The organism is Lyngbya aestuarii BL J (assembly GCF_000478195.2).
Classification (GTDB): domain Bacteria; phylum Cyanobacteriota; class Cyanobacteriia; order Cyanobacteriales; family Microcoleaceae; genus Capilliphycus; species Capilliphycus aestuarii.
This window is the reverse complement of sequence record NZ_AUZM01000107.1, coordinates 1-14,943: the sequence shown is the minus strand read 5'-3', so window position 1 is coordinate 14,943 and position 14,943 is coordinate 1. Positions and strand designations below refer to the sequence as shown.

The 14,943-nt window shown below is 37.7% G+C and carries 19 protein-coding genes and 1 pseudogene; 15 read left to right on the top strand and 5 right to left on the bottom strand.

Translation table 11 applies throughout. From position 1 onward, the window contains the following. The first annotated feature begins 106 nt into the window (after nt 1–106). From M595_RS25425 to M595_RS25385, 11 genes are all read left to right on the top strand, one after another. Nucleotides 107–646, top strand: a complete 540-nt coding sequence (locus M595_RS25425) for a hypothetical protein (protein ID WP_023065096.1) — start codon at nt 107–109, stop codon at nt 644–646. Nucleotides 647–744: 98 nt separating this feature from the next. Then, nucleotides 745–903: a hypothetical protein gene (locus M595_RS31320; protein ID WP_161809803.1), complete on the top strand. Its 159-nt coding sequence runs from the start codon at nt 745–747 to the stop codon at nt 901–903. 86 nt (nt 904–989) lie between these two features. Further along, nucleotides 990–1,487 carry an SLOG family protein gene (locus M595_RS25420; RefSeq protein ID WP_023069428.1) on the top strand — a complete coding sequence of 166 codons (498 nt, stop codon included), beginning with the start codon at nt 990–992 and terminating at the stop codon, nt 1,485–1,487. Next, a complete protein-coding gene (locus M595_RS25415) occupies nt 1,484–1,723 on the top strand; it encodes a hypothetical protein (protein WP_023069425.1) in 240 nt (79 codons plus the stop codon). The genes M595_RS25420 and M595_RS25415 overlap by 4 nt, the downstream gene beginning before the upstream one ends. A gap of 121 nt (nt 1,724–1,844) precedes the next feature. Further along, nucleotides 1,845–1,991: a hypothetical protein gene (locus tag M595_RS31315; RefSeq protein ID WP_023069427.1), complete on the top strand. Its 147-nt coding sequence runs from the start codon at nt 1,845–1,847 to the stop codon at nt 1,989–1,991. Between the two features lie 300 nt (nt 1,992–2,291). Then, nucleotides 2,292–2,726 carry a hypothetical protein gene (locus M595_RS25410; protein ID WP_023069431.1) on the top strand — a complete coding sequence of 145 codons (435 nt, stop codon included), beginning with the start codon at nt 2,292–2,294 and terminating at the stop codon, nt 2,724–2,726. Nucleotides 2,727–2,789: 63 nt separating this feature from the next. After that, on the top strand, nt 2,790–3,110 hold the full coding sequence (locus M595_RS25405; RefSeq protein ID WP_023069436.1) for a hypothetical protein: 321 nt from the start codon (nt 2,790–2,792) through the stop codon (nt 3,108–3,110). A gap of 101 nt (nt 3,111–3,211) precedes the next feature. Next, entirely contained in the window at nt 3,212–3,745 is a 534-nt protein-coding gene (locus tag M595_RS25400) for a hypothetical protein (RefSeq protein WP_023069423.1), read from the top strand. Between the two features lie 149 nt (nt 3,746–3,894). Then, on the top strand, nt 3,895–4,629 hold the full coding sequence (locus M595_RS25395; protein ID WP_023069422.1) for a hypothetical protein: 735 nt from the start codon (nt 3,895–3,897) through the stop codon (nt 4,627–4,629). Between the two features lie 70 nt (nt 4,630–4,699). Further along, entirely contained in the window at nt 4,700–5,608 is a 909-nt protein-coding gene (locus M595_RS25390) for a DUF5131 family protein (protein WP_203419145.1), read from the top strand. A 101-nt stretch (nt 5,609–5,709) separates the two neighbouring features. Next, complete coding sequence (locus M595_RS25385) at nt 5,710–7,332, top strand: hypothetical protein (protein WP_023069430.1); 1,623 nt, start codon at nt 5,710–5,712, stop codon at nt 7,330–7,332. 86 nt (nt 7,333–7,418) lie between these two features. On the opposite strand, the gene M595_RS25380 is transcribed toward M595_RS25385, so the two are convergent. Next, entirely contained in the window at nt 7,419–7,859 is a 441-nt protein-coding gene (locus M595_RS25380) for a thermonuclease family protein (protein WP_023069435.1), read from the bottom strand. A 217-nt stretch (nt 7,860–8,076) separates the two neighbouring features. On the opposite strand from M595_RS25380, the gene M595_RS25375 reads away from it, so the two are divergent. After that, on the top strand, nt 8,077–8,559 hold the full coding sequence (locus tag M595_RS25375) for a hypothetical protein (RefSeq protein ID WP_023069441.1): 483 nt from the start codon (nt 8,077–8,079) through the stop codon (nt 8,557–8,559). Nucleotides 8,560–8,919: 360 nt separating this feature from the next. Here M595_RS25375 and M595_RS31310 read toward each other — a convergent pair whose 3' ends face one another. Both M595_RS31310 and M595_RS25370 read right to left on the bottom strand, forming a co-directional pair. Next, nucleotides 8,920–9,093 carry a hypothetical protein gene (locus tag M595_RS31310; RefSeq protein ID WP_161809833.1) on the bottom strand — a complete coding sequence of 58 codons (174 nt, stop codon included), beginning with the start codon at nt 9,091–9,093 and terminating at the stop codon, nt 8,920–8,922. After that, nucleotides 9,083–9,319: a hypothetical protein gene (locus M595_RS25370; protein WP_023069424.1), complete on the bottom strand. Its 237-nt coding sequence runs from the start codon at nt 9,317–9,319 to the stop codon at nt 9,083–9,085. The genes M595_RS31310 and M595_RS25370 overlap by 11 nt, the downstream gene beginning before the upstream one ends. 87 nt (nt 9,320–9,406) lie before the next feature. Between M595_RS25370 and M595_RS31620 the strand changes: the two genes are divergently transcribed. Both M595_RS31620 and M595_RS25360 read left to right on the top strand, forming a co-directional pair. Then, nucleotides 9,407–9,613, top strand: a complete 207-nt coding sequence (locus M595_RS31620) for a hypothetical protein (protein WP_023069432.1) — start codon at nt 9,407–9,409, stop codon at nt 9,611–9,613. A gap of 444 nt (nt 9,614–10,057) precedes the next feature. After that, on the top strand, nt 10,058–11,353 hold the full coding sequence (locus M595_RS25360; RefSeq protein WP_161809832.1) for a phthiocerol/phthiodiolone dimycocerosyl transferase family protein: 1,296 nt from the start codon (nt 10,058–10,060) through the stop codon (nt 11,351–11,353). A 269-nt stretch (nt 11,354–11,622) separates the two neighbouring features. Here M595_RS25360 and M595_RS25355 read toward each other — a convergent pair whose 3' ends face one another. Continuing rightward, a complete protein-coding gene (locus M595_RS25355) occupies nt 11,623–12,027 on the bottom strand; it encodes a DUF4870 domain-containing protein (protein ID WP_023069434.1) in 405 nt (134 codons plus the stop codon). Nucleotides 12,028–12,459: 432 nt separating this feature from the next. Beyond that, the gene (locus M595_RS25350) at nt 12,460–13,248 is read right to left on the bottom strand and encodes a calcium-binding protein (protein ID WP_023069439.1); all 789 of its coding nucleotides are present in this window, start codon (nt 13,246–13,248) and stop codon (nt 12,460–12,462) included. Between the two features lie 606 nt (nt 13,249–13,854). Between M595_RS25350 and cas1 the strand changes: the two are divergent. After that, nucleotides 13,855–14,571, top strand: a pseudogene (cas1, locus tag M595_RS25345) (CRISPR-associated endonuclease Cas1); the annotation flags it as partial. Nucleotides 14,572–14,943: the final 372 nt, after the last annotated feature.

The following is a 14,943-nucleotide window of genomic DNA, read 5'->3' as shown; positions in this document are numbered from 1 at the left end:
TTACAAAAGATACTTGTGGGAATTTAAAGTAAGCTTCCGGGGAACTGGAAGCTTATTTTTTGGGGAGCTACCGCAGAAAAGGAATGATATTTTGAGGTAATCTGCCATGACCCATAAGTTAGGATTTCCGACTGACTTCAAGCGAATCAATCAAGTTCAAAATAGTAACGCCCTGAGAGATTGGTGTCGGAGCATGAAACATAAACTGGTTGCTGATGTCAGTAACTATGCGAAGGGCCGTTATCGGTTGTGGCTTTTCCATGAGGTATACTTCAGAAACGGCAAGCTGACCAAAAGTTATTTTGACGAGAGAATCTGGAACTTTAGTCAACGAGTTTATCCAGATTGTAATATCGGTTTGTTGACTTTTGGAGGCAACTTTGATAACGGTAAGATTAGTGATGGAAGAATCAACTTACATCGAGACCATACCTATGCAAAACCTAAAGCAATATCTGTAAACTTAGGCGAAGCTGTGTTTAGTTATGGCGAACCGAACCCAACCGATTATCTTTTGAAAGATGGCGATATCCTTCAGTTTAACTGTAAAGTCCTTCATGGAGTTAAACAAATTAAATCAGCAGAACGGTTTAGTTTGGTATTTTGGCAGTTGAACGAACAGAAAGGTTATCGGAGTTTGATTTAGATAGCCTGATTCATTAGAAGCTTCCCAACCGGGAAGTTTTTTTTATTCGGATTTTCATAAACTTACCAGCTAATCTTATTGGTTTTTTCTTCAAAATTATGAAACACTTCTACTTGTTTTTTACCCGGTACATAGCCCTAAATCAGCATCGCTTTCTGGGATGGAACTTGATTCATATCAAGCCAATTAACCTGACTATTTGGTGGCGTTGGTCTGATTGGAAAACGGATATAAAACGAATTTACTTCGACGAATAACCGTTGAGTTCTCAAGCCTTCCCAACCGGGGAGGTTTTTTTATTTTCTACCGCTTCCTTGTCTTGCTTTATAGTTTATCAGTTTAAATGAAAACAGCATTTATTACGGGACATCGAAGGATAAATTCCCCTCTTGTTCACCAGGGTCTTGAACAATTAACTAACTTTGCTATCGAGAGAGGCTGTACTACTTTTCTCACTGGCATGGCATTGGGAACCGACCAACTTGCAGCCGAGGTTTGGGTAGCTCGCCAGCTAACTTGGAAAGCTATTATTCCTTGTCAAGACCAATCCGCACTCTGGCCGAGAGCGAACCAACTTCATTATCTAATTCTCCTTACAAAAGCTGAGGAAGTTAAAGTTCTTTACCCCCAATATAAACGGGGAGTTATGCAAGCTCGAAATCAATTTCTGGTTAAAAATTCCCAACTTGGACTGGCGGTTTGGGATGGTTCAACAACGGGCGGAACTTTTCTAACAGTTCAAATGGCACGCAAAGCAAAATTACCTTTAATTATCTTCAATCCTCTAACTCAGCAAATCTCCTTTGAACCCAAACATTATCAATTGAAATTTGACTTATGAATCAATTTCTAAAACTCACAGAACAGCAATTCAAGCTACTAACCTTAATTAAGTCAAAACCGGGGATGAACTTAACAGAAATCCTCGACGAAATTGCGGAGATTTATGAGGAGTTTCCAGATGGGGGTGCGGTCAAAGCCAAACTTTATATCTTGGAAGAAAAGGAATTGATTCGTTCACAGTTAGTTACTCTTTATAAGAAACGTAGAACTCGCCGTTATTATTCTCAAGTCTAACGTTGCTATTGCTTTTCAAATTCGGACTGATATTTCTAAAAGCCTCGTCAACAGACGGGGTTTTATTTTCTATACTCTCGGGTAGCTATCGCTAAAAAATACTGATTTTAAACTGAAAGACATGAAAATTAAGCACATTTCTCAGTTTCCCTACGGTTCAAATACTCGCGAAGGTCTGTTGTTTTTCCCAGATGGCAAAGTATTGACTAAAGACACGCAGTCAAGTTTTAAAGCTCAACAAGTTTGTTGGAAACTATTGGAGAAATAAAACCTGTTTGTCCAATATTCGGACGAGTTATCCTACTGGCAAAACTATTGCTGAAATACGCCAAAAGATGTGGGAAGAAATTAATAATCCCAATGAAAAAGATCCTCTGGCTTACGATTTAAACGTAACGCTTTGGTATTACAGCCGCTTTGACCGAGAAGTATGCGAACTTATTGTCAGATATAGCGAATGGTATCGAAATAAGTGATGCACTCTCCAAACCTTATCTTTCGAGATAGGGTTTTTTTATTCTTATCTACCGCTTCTTAACCTCAGTTCTTTATTGCTGATGTTAGGGAAATGGAAACTGAATATCAACCCCATTTTAGTCGCCACGAGTATTTTTGGAAAATCCATTCGGCGTTTCTAGCAGCGGACTTTTGGTTAATTAGCAAGGGAAGTCGAGAACAATTGGGCAGACCAATTCAGGAATATAAGAAGCGCGAACTCGCGACTTGGCGGTTTCCGTCGAGAGCGAAGTTCGCAAGAGAAGGCTGTTTTGGGATGTTAACTCCTAAATGTTTAGACCCAAAATATAGCTATTATCTCTGCGAATTTATTTGGCAATCAGGACTTTGGCAAACCTATTCTTGCGGGGCAATTACCTGGCAACATTTACGAATTAATGATGTAAGAAATGTGTTTAAGCCGGGAAGTTATTTCTTAACTACCGAAGGGAATGCAATTCTAATTGCTCCCGTTAAGCTTCAGGCTGCTACCGCTTTCATGGATTAGTTGTTTTTTATCCTTGATTGCTACCGCTTTTTTGGATTAGTTGTTTTTTGGAAGTTAACTCAGATGAAAATTGAAAAGTTTGACTTGGATTTGATTGTAGAACGTTTGCAGTTATTGAACTCTAACAACTGCGGCTTGATGAGCGCTAGTGAAGTGAAACAAGCTCTAACAAAATGGCTGAATACCATCGTTGAGAGCATTAACGACGAACCTGAGTGGTGGGTGCAGAATCATAATATCAGCGATTTCTATACACACCTTCCTGAACCTGTTTTTGAATGTGAAGAAGATGATAGTGATTTTGTGCAAGTCGAAGTTATTTCTCAACAAAAAGAACCTGCCACTATATCGCTAATAGCAAGTTCTGAGAAACGCGCACAGTAAATGTTCAAACAGCCTCGTTAATTATACCAGGATTAGATAGAGAAATTATCTATTTATTCCTGGTTTTTTCTCGGTAAGTAATTCACACACTTGTAAAGTCCATGATTCCTAAAAAGTCTGAAATTAACTCAATTAAATCTGAACTTCAATCTGATGTTCTTCCTGAAACTGAAACTGACCAAGCTATTCGTAAGTTTGTTCAACTCAAAGCTAAAATGAATGAATTTAATCAACAGTTAGAATCTGCTGAACTTGAAGCGATTTCTGAAGCTCTCACCATTCAACAATACAACCAAGAGCATAGCAAGAACAATATCGTCTATCAAGATAGCGTAGCAAAGGTTGTGTTATGTTTCCGTCAAAAGTATCCAAATGTAAAGGATTCAGTAGAGTTGGCAAGATTGGAGGAAAATATTCGGTCTGAGGAAGTCTCTCTGATGAAGAAAAATTCATTGAAGTTACGAAAGCTTGATGAACAAATTAGTGAACTGGAAAACCAGATTAGTCAGCTAGAAGAACAAAAGGAGAAGCTAACTCAAAGTAAAAATATGGCTGCAATGGAAGCTCGTTATCAACGAATTATTGCTGAGTCTGCTTATATAGTGCCTAAGTTAGTGGTACATTTCAAAAAGTAATAACCCTTAAAAGTAATAATAGTAAGTGAGCGTTGCAGCTTGCTTGCTATTTTTTTTACTACCGCTTTTATTTGTTGGTTTTTTGAAGTTCAAACCAAAACTGAAACCAAAACTGAAACCAAAACTGAAACTGAAAAATAAGGAGAAATATGAACATTATCACCACTGATGAATTTGCGTTTCGCATTCCTGAATTGCCTGCTCGATATCGGGCAAATTGTAGTCGTGAATGGGGTTTATTCGTCACGGGCGACACGAAGAAATTAACCTGTTCACAGGCTGAAAAGGCAGGCTTAACTCGTGGTAATTTTGTTGAAATGGCTCTATGCTGGGTCAGTCAGAAAACTCTAACATTTGAACCCAATTATATCAATGAAGATTTCACGGAAATTTGGGGAATTCCGGTTGCAGGAGAAATGAAGGATGCTTTTAACGAAAAGTGTTCTGAACTGTCTACTTTCCTAATTCACCGTCAGAGTAAGGACAAGATGGCAGGATTGATTGAAGTATTCTCACGGGAGGCATTCAACCAATGGGTAGCCGAAGGAATGAAAGGAGATGCAAACGAGTATGCGATTGCAAAGGCAGCGGAAGTCTATTTCACAAAAATCTTTCGGTTTGAAATGACATTAACCGAAGGAAGTTATGGCCCGTATTTCTTCATTCAAACAACCTATCGGGAACCAAACCCAGAGCGGGCGTTTGAGTTAGCGGCACTTCAGGCAGCAAAGGAAATCTATAATGCCCAAAATAAGGGACTGGGATACTGCACTGACCCACGCCTAGAAGAAAATCATGCAAATTCAATGGCAACTTTGGCTATGCCGGAAGATGTTCAACTTCTACCTGCGAAGAATAACAAAGCAATGAAGTCTAAAGCGTAGTTTTCGTATAGATAAGAGTCAGGGGAAATCCCTGGCTTTTTTTCTAACTACCACTTCTATTTTTAGTTGGTTGTTTATTTCAAGAATAATAATGAGTAAAATTCAGTGGACTAACGAAACCTGGAATCCTATTGTCGGTTGCTCTAAAATCAGTGAAGGTTGTGTTAACTGCTATGCAGAATCACTCGCAAAAGCTCCCCGACTTCAAAAGTTTGAACAATATCAAAAAGTATCGGATTGGGATGGAACAGTCGAATTTGTAGAAAGTCAATTGTATAAGCCTTTATCTTGGAAAACTCCAAAGAAAATATTTGTCTGCTCGATGGGTGATTTATTTCATGAGGACGTAAACTTTGAATGGATAGATAAAATAATGGCAATCATGTGTCATTGCAAACATCATACTTTTCAAGTTCTCACCAAACGCCCAGACCGAGCTGTTTTCTACTTTAACGATCATCTGCCAAATATAGGGCTAAGATGGTTTGCTTTAGGAGAAAATGTGGCGGTTACTTTCAAGTCACAAACTCCACTCCCCAATATTTGGATTGGCGTAAGTGTGGAAAATCAAGCCAGAGCTAATGAACGAATTCCGCTGCTGTATCAAATTCCAGCAAAGGTTAAATTCCTTTCTTGTGAGCCATTACTAGAGCCTCTTGAATTATTGAGTTCTATTCCTGTTGAGATTGATGAATTGATTGATAATGAACAGCAAATATATCTCAATGATTTCGTTGATTGGGTCATTGTTGGCGGAGAGTCTGGGAGTAAAGCCAGACCTTGTTATTATGATTGGATTCTCAGAGTCGTGCAAGATTGCAAAGCGTTGACAATTCCTGTATTTGTCAAACAATTGGGTAGCAATTTTATTCACTCGAACGAAGCTTTTAAACACAAAACCAAATTCAAACATTCCAAGAAAGGAAATATTGAAGAATTTCCTAATTCATTAAAAGTTCGGCAATTTCCTCAATTTTGAATTCAATAAAATTAACTAGAAAATTTATAAAGTCTCGGATAAGTTCCGGGATTTTTTTTATGATAAAATATACGATGTTTACTTGCCTTCGATTGACAAAAATGGAAAACGAAATTTCATCCGCGAATGTAACTTATGGTGCTGCTTTTGCAGTTCACGAACTCAATTTATCGACGGGAACGGGCGCAAGGGCAATCTCAGGAATTCGCAGAAATCTGGGATTAACTGAAGAAGAACTACCGGGGCAGGAGGGTTCTTTTGCCGAGTATAAAAATCTTCAGCCTGGGATGTATAAAATTGGGGTTTGGTTAGAAAGTCAGGAACGCGAACCCGAATCAAAGGACATTCTTTTTGCCTGGAATCAACGAGATGTTATTGCAATTGCTGATACCAAATTTATCATTGGAAAAAATACAGGATTTTATGAAATGATTCCTTTAATGACCGCTGAGGTAGAAGTTCCCTACGGGTATCTAGCGATTATTTTAGTTGACGAAACGTCTAAAACACGGACAACTATCGCTCACGTTAAAGAACTTTCACGAATCAAAGATTTACCTTACCCAGTTCCAATAGTTTACGATAACCAAAATCATGAAATATTCGGTTCAGGCGGATATAACGAACCCTATGGCTATGCAAATAGTGGGACGGGTTCTCGCGCAGCTTCCAGCTTAGATAAGTTTATCGGATTTTCTGACCCAATAATTCAACAAGGAGTTGAGGGATTAATCCCAACTGAGGGAAGCATTATTGCCTATTCCGTTACACCGGGACAATACAAAATTACTTGGGAGTTGATTTCCAGCGATAACAATTTAACAAATGACGGTTTCTTTATCTGGAATGGTAACGAACTCTTACTTGGAGGGAAAAGGGAACTCTGTACCTATCAAGTCACTTCAACTCGTTTCAGTAGCGGAAAAGTAACGACTGAAATTCCTGTCTCTAAAAACCTTTGTTTTATTGCATTTGATACCGAAACTAAGACTGGGACAACTGAAATCAGGATTCATCGCATTGAACGTATTGGCAACTTAAGTGGTATTTCTATTTTTCCAGCCCATGTTTCTATACTCAAAAACCCGTTAAGCATGGCAACAAAAGCTATCAATTCCTATCGACATAATCGGATGGGATTTCCCAATTCTCAAGATATACCTGTACCCCAAACTTACAGCTTAGAATCTTGGAATTTGGAATGGCAGCGAGGATATAATTGGTATTGGCATCATATTAATCTTGATGGGCAGGATGATAGTACCTTAAATCAAGAGAAACAGAAGTTTGATATGACAACCGCTCTTGCTAATGAGGAATTTAAAAATGCCTTCTGTCAGGCGATTGGGACGGCAGGTTTAGAAGCTTTAGCTATCTTTAATTATGCTACAGGATTTGATGAAACTGCGGCACAGTTTGCAGGAGAAAGTGATGAGGATTTGTGGGCTTATTATTTAGTGAAAGCCTTGTATGCTCTAGCTGCGGAGATTGGTAAGCGAAATAATATTGAGGAAAATATCCTCACTGTTATTATTCCAGGCGCTCACAATATTCTCAGTAAATATTTAGAAGAAGTTCAAATATCAGGACAATACAGTATGCAGATGCTGGTTAATTTCTTGTTGCGAATTAAAGATGAAAACTATTTACCACCATTCTTTCAAAGTCCTGAAATGTCACAGCAACTTTACGATTTGTGGGTGGATTCTTGGGGATTAGACTAGAATAGAAATTAAATCAGATGGTTTTCTAGGTTAATAAACTATTATATCCTGAATAATTTTGGGATATTTTTTTATGGTATTTTATATTAAAACATCCCTCGTTTGTTGGGTAAAATAAAGTTAGAATCGCTCCATATACCCACTTTTTCATGGAAGGCTTTTGTTTGGGATTTTATCAACTTACAGAGAAGTGCAGAACTTCTTTTTGAGAGGTTATATTGAACGCTTGGAGGAACGCAATAAGCCAGCCCGCGTAAAATTAATTCGACCTGAATATTTTGCTTTCTCGAACCAATAAACCAATCAGCTTCAATTCTATCGTACCTATCTGGCCCATATTCTTCAATCAATAATTCATTATTCTCCGTTAGAGATTCAACAAATTGCTTGGCTTTGATTCCCCATCCGGTATCAATTTCAGGGCAATCTATCCACCTAGCGCGGCTAGTGATAATTTGATGATTTCTAAGAAATTTGACGCTATCTCCGTCGATAAAAGATGAGATTTCTATGGGAATTAATACCATTTTTTCAGGGATGATTACAGTTTTTTGAAATTTTATCCCCCTCCTTTTCTAAATTTTAACGTATTTTTTTGATAAAAATAAGACAGTTTTGACAAATTAAATTGTACAAACCAGGAGAAAAATGCTAAATTTTGAGTGAAAAATGAGTTTGTGTGCTGAAATGTACACACATCATATATTCTGTATTTAGAAAAATTTCACTCACTGGAGGTCACAAATGAGTTATCAAGCAATAATATCTCGGGCTGATTCTAGTTTCAGAAAGGATGTTGAAGAGATGTTTTTTCCTGTTTCCAGTAATGGTGATATTGAGGAGATGAAAGCTTTATATAAGAAATCTGATAGAGACGATAATGACCCTATTTACTTCATGCACCGACTGGAATTAAAAGACGGTTTTGAATTAAGAAATGCTGAAGATATTAACCAAGAAGAAGAAGATATGACTGACGAAGATTGCGCCTTGTTAGTCGAAAATATATTTTCTAAAAAGAAGTACGAAAAGGAAGAACTTGAAAACTTCGATATAATTACCGTATGGTATAAAGTATACTTTCTTAAATATTTTCCTCAAACTCAAATAGTAGAGGAGGAAACTGAAGAATTCCCTCTTTTCATTATCCTGCTCAACAATGAATATCAATCATGGGATTGCAATCCAGAAAACTATATTGATCACACAATATGGGAAGATATGTGACACAATTCTAGATTCATAATTAATTCTCAAATAAGTGTGTTTAATCCCCTCAGTTTAAAGGGGATATCTTTAATCATTCAACGCCTTGAAACAAAACTTTGACTCCATAATAATCATGCCATTCAAGGGCGTTGCCTTTCCTTCCGAATCACCTCCCAAAGATTACCATTGCGATTGCCGCAGTAGCGGCACTGGCGGAGCCAATCGCCAATCTGATCACGATACTTTAGTTGTAGTTGCTTGCAAAGAAGAACTACTACCGATAACTACAGTTAGCAGAATTTTACCCTGTTGAAACCAATCACAAAAAATAACCAGAGTGATATGCAACTCCGGTCATTTGGCGTTAATATTTAATTGCTAAACTTGTGATTTGAGTTCGGTAATATGTTTAAGGATTTTTTGATACTCAGCATCGGTTCTGCTTGTATCCATACCTCGTTCAACTTTGAAGCTGTGCATCTGGCGATTAGCGGTTTTAAGTTTTTCCATCATTTCCAGAGATTGTTGTGGTGATAGTTCCTTATAATTCATCGGTTATCCCCTCGTAAAGTTCAATGAGACTAAAAATAAGCTGAAGTCCGTTTGTATCCTGATTTGGGTTATTTTCAAGTTCAGGAATGGCATCTTCTAAAACATCTAACACACCCGCTCTAATGGATTCCGCTTGGTATCCAGGATACAGTATCAACCTGTCATACAGTCGCACTGCTCGGTTTCGCGCTTCTTGAAGGCGACGACGATATTCTTGTTCTGACATACTCGGAAAGGAAACTCAAAGAAATATTACCCCGTTCCGGTTCAAATCAGTTGGGCTGCACGAACGACTGAGCCATGAGGTTATTCAGTGAAGGTTAATCTTGGGCTTCGATTAAACTTAATTCCCGGTTTAAACTTCCTCTTAATTTACGCCCTGTCAGCCGCACTCAAAGATGATGTGGCATCTAGGTTTTCCACTTTATTAAGCGATGTGTTCCCGACCGCTCTAGCCAATGCTGTGGTGAACTTGATTGATATTATCGGTGAGTCTCGTAATATTGCCCGTTTCTACTAGAGTTTCACGGGAAAAATAATCATAAATCAGCACGACAAGCAAAGTTAATCATGCTTTGAGTTGCCCGAGATTAGTTACTCGAATGAGAGAAGTAAATTCTGTTCCTGGTTTAACCATAAGCTGAACAACCTTAGATATCTACGGGAGAATTACGGAACTTTGAGAATTTTATTAGTATCAAAAATCAGTATTTTCTTCGTAGAATTACTGAACCAAATGCTCAACTCCCGATAAGCTATGGTTTTGATTAGAGTATTGAATAAATAATCACCCGTTATCGATAAATTAGTTATAATCACCGGATCAACAAAATTTTGTCCTCTTGAAAATGGTGTAATAAGGGGACGATTCATGTGTTGATGTAACGTTTTTTATCAACGTTAAATATTTCCGTTTTTTCATGCTAATTATTGAATGGAGAGACGGGAAAAAATTATTAATTTTATGAATAATAACAGGGTGCTTTCAACAACCGAACAGGCAATGGAATTATTAAATCGTTATAATGGTTCCTTTAATATAGTCACAATCGCCCGAATAAAAGGGAAAATTAGTGAAGAATTCTTAAGGAAAGCTTTAGATGGAGTTCAAAGGATTCATCCTTTACTAAATTGTCGAATTATTGAAACGCCGAACGATCTCAAATTTATAACTGACGAAACCGAAAAAATTCCTTTGTCTGTAGTTTACCCGAGCCAAAAAGAAAATTGGCAAAATGTTGTTAAAGAAGAATTAAACAAGACTATTGATAGTAGTAAAGTTTTGGTTAGGTGTATTCTTTACAAAAACTCAGAAACAGATTACTATTTAATTACAACCATACATCACGCTATATCAGACGGCTTATCATCTATAAACTTACAGGCAGAAATTTTAAAATATTACCAAGCAATTGCTTTAGGAAATTCCATTGATGTTGATTGTTTAGCTTCCATTCCACCCTTGCAAAAATTGTTACCCAAATCGATGCAGGGAAATAAAGGAGTCATCAAGGGTCAGTGGTTTTTGCTGAAATCTAAATTTAAAATGCTGTTGCATCAACCGAAACAATTAAACCTAGAAAAAACTGTTTCTCCAGAGTTTCGCAGTTCCGGCATGACTCATCGATTCTTAGAAAAACATCTAACACAAAAATTAATCCAACTTTGTCGGCAAGAAAATACAACAGTACAGGGTGCTTTGTGTGCAGCTATGTTACTTGCAGTTACTCATAAAATTAAAACAGAAAAAGCTAAAAAAATTAATGTTTCCTGTAATTCCTATGTAGATTTACGCAGACGTTTAAAACCACCTATTAGTGAAAAATACATGGGAATTTTAGCTTCCTTTATAACTTCATTTCATCAAATCAAGCCTCAGATGTCATTCTGGGAGTTGTCTAGAGATGTTACTCAAAATATTGAATTAGGTCTAAAAAGAAAGCAGATGTTTCAACCTTTAATAATGTTCAGAACAATTCTTGAATACTATCTTCAAAAAAATGAACAATTTCCGATCACAGTTGCCGTTACTAATATAGGTAGAGTTAATATTCCTGCTACTTATGGGAATTTGGAAATAGAAGAAATCAGCTTTGCTTTGTCCAACAGTATTTTTGAGAAGGTTTTTACGGTAGCTGCTGCAACATTTAACGACAAGATGCTTCTTAATTTCATAGCATCAAAACCCTCTGTTAGTCAGGATACAATTGAGGTTCTGGCAGATGATGTGATTGATTGCCTTGAAGTAGTTTGTCAATAATTTTCTGTAGCATTCAAATCTTAACGGTAGAACTTGGAATTGATACTCAAAGGAGAAGCGATTGCAAAGGTTTCGCACAGGTGTTGCCAAATGTAGTCTCAAAACCCCGATGATTGTGGGTTAAGCGATTTATAATTGCGGGTTGTTACAAGTAACGTATTACCCAAAACCTCAACAATTAAGGGTTTCCGTTAGAATCCCTCAAGGTAACTATTCCTTATTCGCGCAGAACAACAGTTACCGCAGTTATCCGAACGTGATATTAAATTCTATTTAATCAATCTAAAAATTCCCGGATAACGATAAGGAACACTGGGTTCATTCATAACAGCAACAATTCCAATAATTGGCATAATAAATATACGCAAATTAAATAAAAGCAGAAGAATTAATCCTATATATAACATAATACGTCCAAGTAAACCAATTAAAGGCACAAGAGTTAATCCGATATACAACATAATCAGACTCAAAATAAAAATCCCAGCAATAATAACCCAAATAAAAACAGTTAGATGAAAATTCAAAGCTTCCTTCGCATTAGCCCGGACTACCCGATCTTTGAAAATGTAAAGAATAGCCAATGGAATGGCAACAGAAACAATAGAACAACTAAAAAAAATAGATCCATGACACAAAATTGATAACAGTATTCGTTTGTTTTCTTCGTTCATAGGTACTTCTCTCCTGATTTGAATTTCACGTTCTATAACTTACTATCAGTAGCTAGCCCTAAATTTATGATTCTGAGATTTGCTTAATGTTCAGTTTTCGGAATTAGGCATAATAAAAAAGGTTAATACTCCCTTGCCTCACATTTCTTTCTTGACGGCGTAAATATAAGGTCGGTGTCACCAAGTGCAGCCTTTTCTGAACCTTCTTCCAGCATCCAGATTGAGGGGTATTTCACATGGGCAGAAGCTCCAAGATTTTAAGAGGCAGTGGTGGCAATACTTGAGAAAGAAATCTATGCGATTGGGCTTGAGCCTCACTGCGTCACTGCGCCCAATCGCCTCTCTCCAGTTTCCAGTATGAGGGAGTTAAAGTTTTGTTTGTTGGCTTAGAGAGTGAGTCTGATAGATTCGAGCGATACGTTTAACAATGGATTAAACTGTAATAAAGCTAGCTTCAATTTGTTCGGGAGTTACATTCTCAACCACTGCAATCATTGTACCTGTAGAAGCCTCTCGAATTAAGGTTCCAAATACCGGACGATTTAATCCAGAGAAAACTGAATCTAAACTTGGATCGAGTAGATTAACCAAATCTTCAAAAGCTTGATTTCCATCAAAGTTGAATGTAATCGGAACATTTTGGATTTCTTCTAAAGCAATATTATTTGAAGTTAATTCTCCAGTTAAGCCAAATTGATCGACTCCCACTAAAAAATTGACGATTATATCAGCACTGTTAACATTGAAGATGTTAGGTTCAGCCTGAAGTAAATAAAGCTGGCGGCTAGTATTACTAAAATTCTCTGTTCTTCCAACTATATAATCGCGCCCTAAGTCTCCAGATAATGTATCATTTCCGTTTCCATCTCCTCCAACTAGATCATTTCCTTGACCCCCAAAAAGTTGTTCGTTTCCCGCACCTCCTACGAGCAAATCATTATCTAAGTTACCCAACAAAACACTATCACCGGATAGACTACCTAAGAAGTCTTTTCCTTCACCTCCATATATCGTGTCATCTCCTTCACTACCAAAAATCAAGTCTTCTCCTTGATTTCCAAAAATTAAGTCATCAGAGAATGAACCTGTAACGGTGTCATCTCCCTCCTGCAAAAAAACGCCTTCCGGAAAATCTGCTGCTTGCTCTGAAGTGATCAACACATTTTCAGAACTAGCATCACCAATTAAACGTAATCCAGATATATCGGGTGTTAGAACCATCGTAGAATTCTCCAGTTTGAGTTAAGTTGCATTGCTGCTTACTCTCCTCTATCTGTAACGACGCAGAAGTTATGCAATTTTTGTTGAGGGATGGCAACGATTTGTGAATTTTACTGCCATATCAATAGGGGTAAAACGCGGCGTCGCTGTCACCAAATGCAGGATAGGCTGAAATTCTTGCTTGTCATTGGAACGATAATATTGCCGAAACCCCAGGTTTATGCTTCCAATTAACCCCAACAAATATAGCGATTCTATCTGATTTGTAAAATTCGATTCCCTTGCTGTACTTAACTTTTACGCTGAACTCTGTTCACGAATGATTTAGGTTTGCTATAGTTAGTCATATAATTAATCGCAGAAATCTTGTCTTGATGATTTATTTATAAACTATACCATACTATTTATTAGATTTGAGTTTTAATTTTTCATAGCTTTAAAAAACTGAGATTTGCGAGAATATTTTTCTAAATTGGGAAACAAATTACGGAACATTAATCATTGAGCTTGAGGATAAAAGTGTAACATTCAATCCAACCAAAGGTCATCTACAGTGAATATCAAACCCTTCGGCAATTATCCAATTCGCAAAGGAGATTGCAGTTAATGCTGACTTTGTATGTCTCTCAGCAAGGATGTTCGGTTTACAAAGCTCAAGAAACCTTACAAATTAAGCGAAATCAGACAGTAGAAGTTGAAGTGCAGCTTCCTCTACTTGAGCAGATTTTAATATTTGGAAAGTCTCAAGTTAGCACCCAAGCTGTTCAAGCTTGTCTAAAGCGTAATATTACCATTGGCTATCTATCGAAAACCGGATACTGCTACGGGCATATTCTCCCAGTTAAACAAGGTTATCACTATCTCAGTCACTATCAACAACAACTTTCGGTGAAGGATAAATTATTAGTTGCCTGTCAAATTGTGCAAGCCAAACTGAAGAATTCTCGAACGATTTTGCAACGCCAACACCGCCGCCAACCTTCAGAAACTCTGGCTTTAGTAATTAATAGTTTAGGCTATTTGATGGACAAAGTAGCAATGTCTGAAACTTGGGAACGATTGATGGGGCTGGAAGGAGCGGGTGCTGCTGCGTATTTTAAGGCTTTTGGAACCTGTATTGGCAATTCAGAATTTGTGTTTACCGAACGTTCTAAGCGTCCTCCTGGAAATCCGACCAACGCCTTATTAAGTTTTGGGTATCAAGTCCTATGGAATCACATCTATAGTTTAATTGAATTGCAGGGACTCGACCCCTACTTTGGGTGTTTGCATCAAGCTAGTGAACGCCATGCAGCTTTAGCTTCGGATTTGATAGAGAACTTCCATCACTATCTTCCGGTGTTGTCTCGGGTTCAACTGCTGAACTAGGGCGATCAGGAGTGCGGCGCGAGGATTGGGTCGAGGTCAACTCCCCATCTACTGTTCTTGTCTCCTGTTGGCTTTGTGAACTACTCACACTGACCGCCGCGGTACAATGTGAGCTTCTGATTTCTCAGCCCGATGCCCTTTCACCGTCGCGGTTATCTGGTCTTAAACAGGCTCCCTCAGCAGAGACGGGGTTCCCTCCGCCAAAATGTATTATTCTGATGCCTTCATTTCTTATGTTGAGTGCGGCGTTACTGTCACAATCGTGGTGAGTTTTACAGTTAAGACAATCCCATTCTCTGATATTTAGAAGCAGCGAATCCACAATAT

What these genes read in the sequence shown, in the direction of transcription:
- M595_RS25370 (WP_023069424.1), bottom strand. Translation starts at nt 9,319, where the DNA reads ATGTCAGAACAAGAATATCGTCGTCGCCTTCAAGAAGCGCGAAACCGA.
- M595_RS25415 (WP_023069425.1), top strand. Translation starts at nt 1,484, where the DNA reads ATGAATCAATTTCTAAAACTCACAGAACAGCAATTCAAGCTACTAACC.
- M595_RS31310 (WP_161809833.1), bottom strand. Translation starts at nt 9,093, where the DNA reads ATGAATTATAAGGAACTATCACCACAACAATCTCTGGAAATGATGGAA.
- M595_RS25395 (WP_023069422.1), top strand. Translation starts at nt 3,895, where the DNA reads ATGAACATTATCACCACTGATGAATTTGCGTTTCGCATTCCTGAATTG.
- M595_RS25410 (WP_023069431.1), top strand. Translation starts at nt 2,292, where the DNA reads ATGGAAACTGAATATCAACCCCATTTTAGTCGCCACGAGTATTTTTGG.
- M595_RS25420 (WP_023069428.1), top strand. Translation starts at nt 990, where the DNA reads ATGAAAACAGCATTTATTACGGGACATCGAAGGATAAATTCCCCTCTT.
- M595_RS25405 (WP_023069436.1), top strand. Translation starts at nt 2,790, where the DNA reads ATGAAAATTGAAAAGTTTGACTTGGATTTGATTGTAGAACGTTTGCAG.
- M595_RS25360 (WP_161809832.1), top strand. Translation starts at nt 10,058, where the DNA reads ATGAATAATAACAGGGTGCTTTCAACAACCGAACAGGCAATGGAATTA.
- M595_RS25385 (WP_023069430.1), top strand. Translation starts at nt 5,710, where the DNA reads ATGGAAAACGAAATTTCATCCGCGAATGTAACTTATGGTGCTGCTTTT.
- M595_RS25375 (WP_023069441.1), top strand. Translation starts at nt 8,077, where the DNA reads ATGAGTTATCAAGCAATAATATCTCGGGCTGATTCTAGTTTCAGAAAG.
- M595_RS31320 (WP_161809803.1), top strand. Translation starts at nt 745, where the DNA reads ATGAAACACTTCTACTTGTTTTTTACCCGGTACATAGCCCTAAATCAG.
- M595_RS25425 (WP_023065096.1), top strand. Translation starts at nt 107, where the DNA reads ATGACCCATAAGTTAGGATTTCCGACTGACTTCAAGCGAATCAATCAA.
- M595_RS25350 (WP_023069439.1), bottom strand. Translation starts at nt 13,248, where the DNA reads ATGGTTCTAACACCCGATATATCTGGATTACGTTTAATTGGTGATGCT.
- M595_RS31315 (WP_023069427.1), top strand. Translation starts at nt 1,845, where the DNA reads ATGAAAATTAAGCACATTTCTCAGTTTCCCTACGGTTCAAATACTCGC.
- M595_RS25380 (WP_023069435.1), bottom strand. Translation starts at nt 7,859, where the DNA reads ATGGTATTAATTCCCATAGAAATCTCATCTTTTATCGACGGAGATAGC.
- M595_RS25400 (WP_023069423.1), top strand. Translation starts at nt 3,212, where the DNA reads ATGATTCCTAAAAAGTCTGAAATTAACTCAATTAAATCTGAACTTCAA.
- M595_RS25355 (WP_023069434.1), bottom strand. Translation starts at nt 12,027, where the DNA reads ATGAACGAAGAAAACAAACGAATACTGTTATCAATTTTGTGTCATGGA.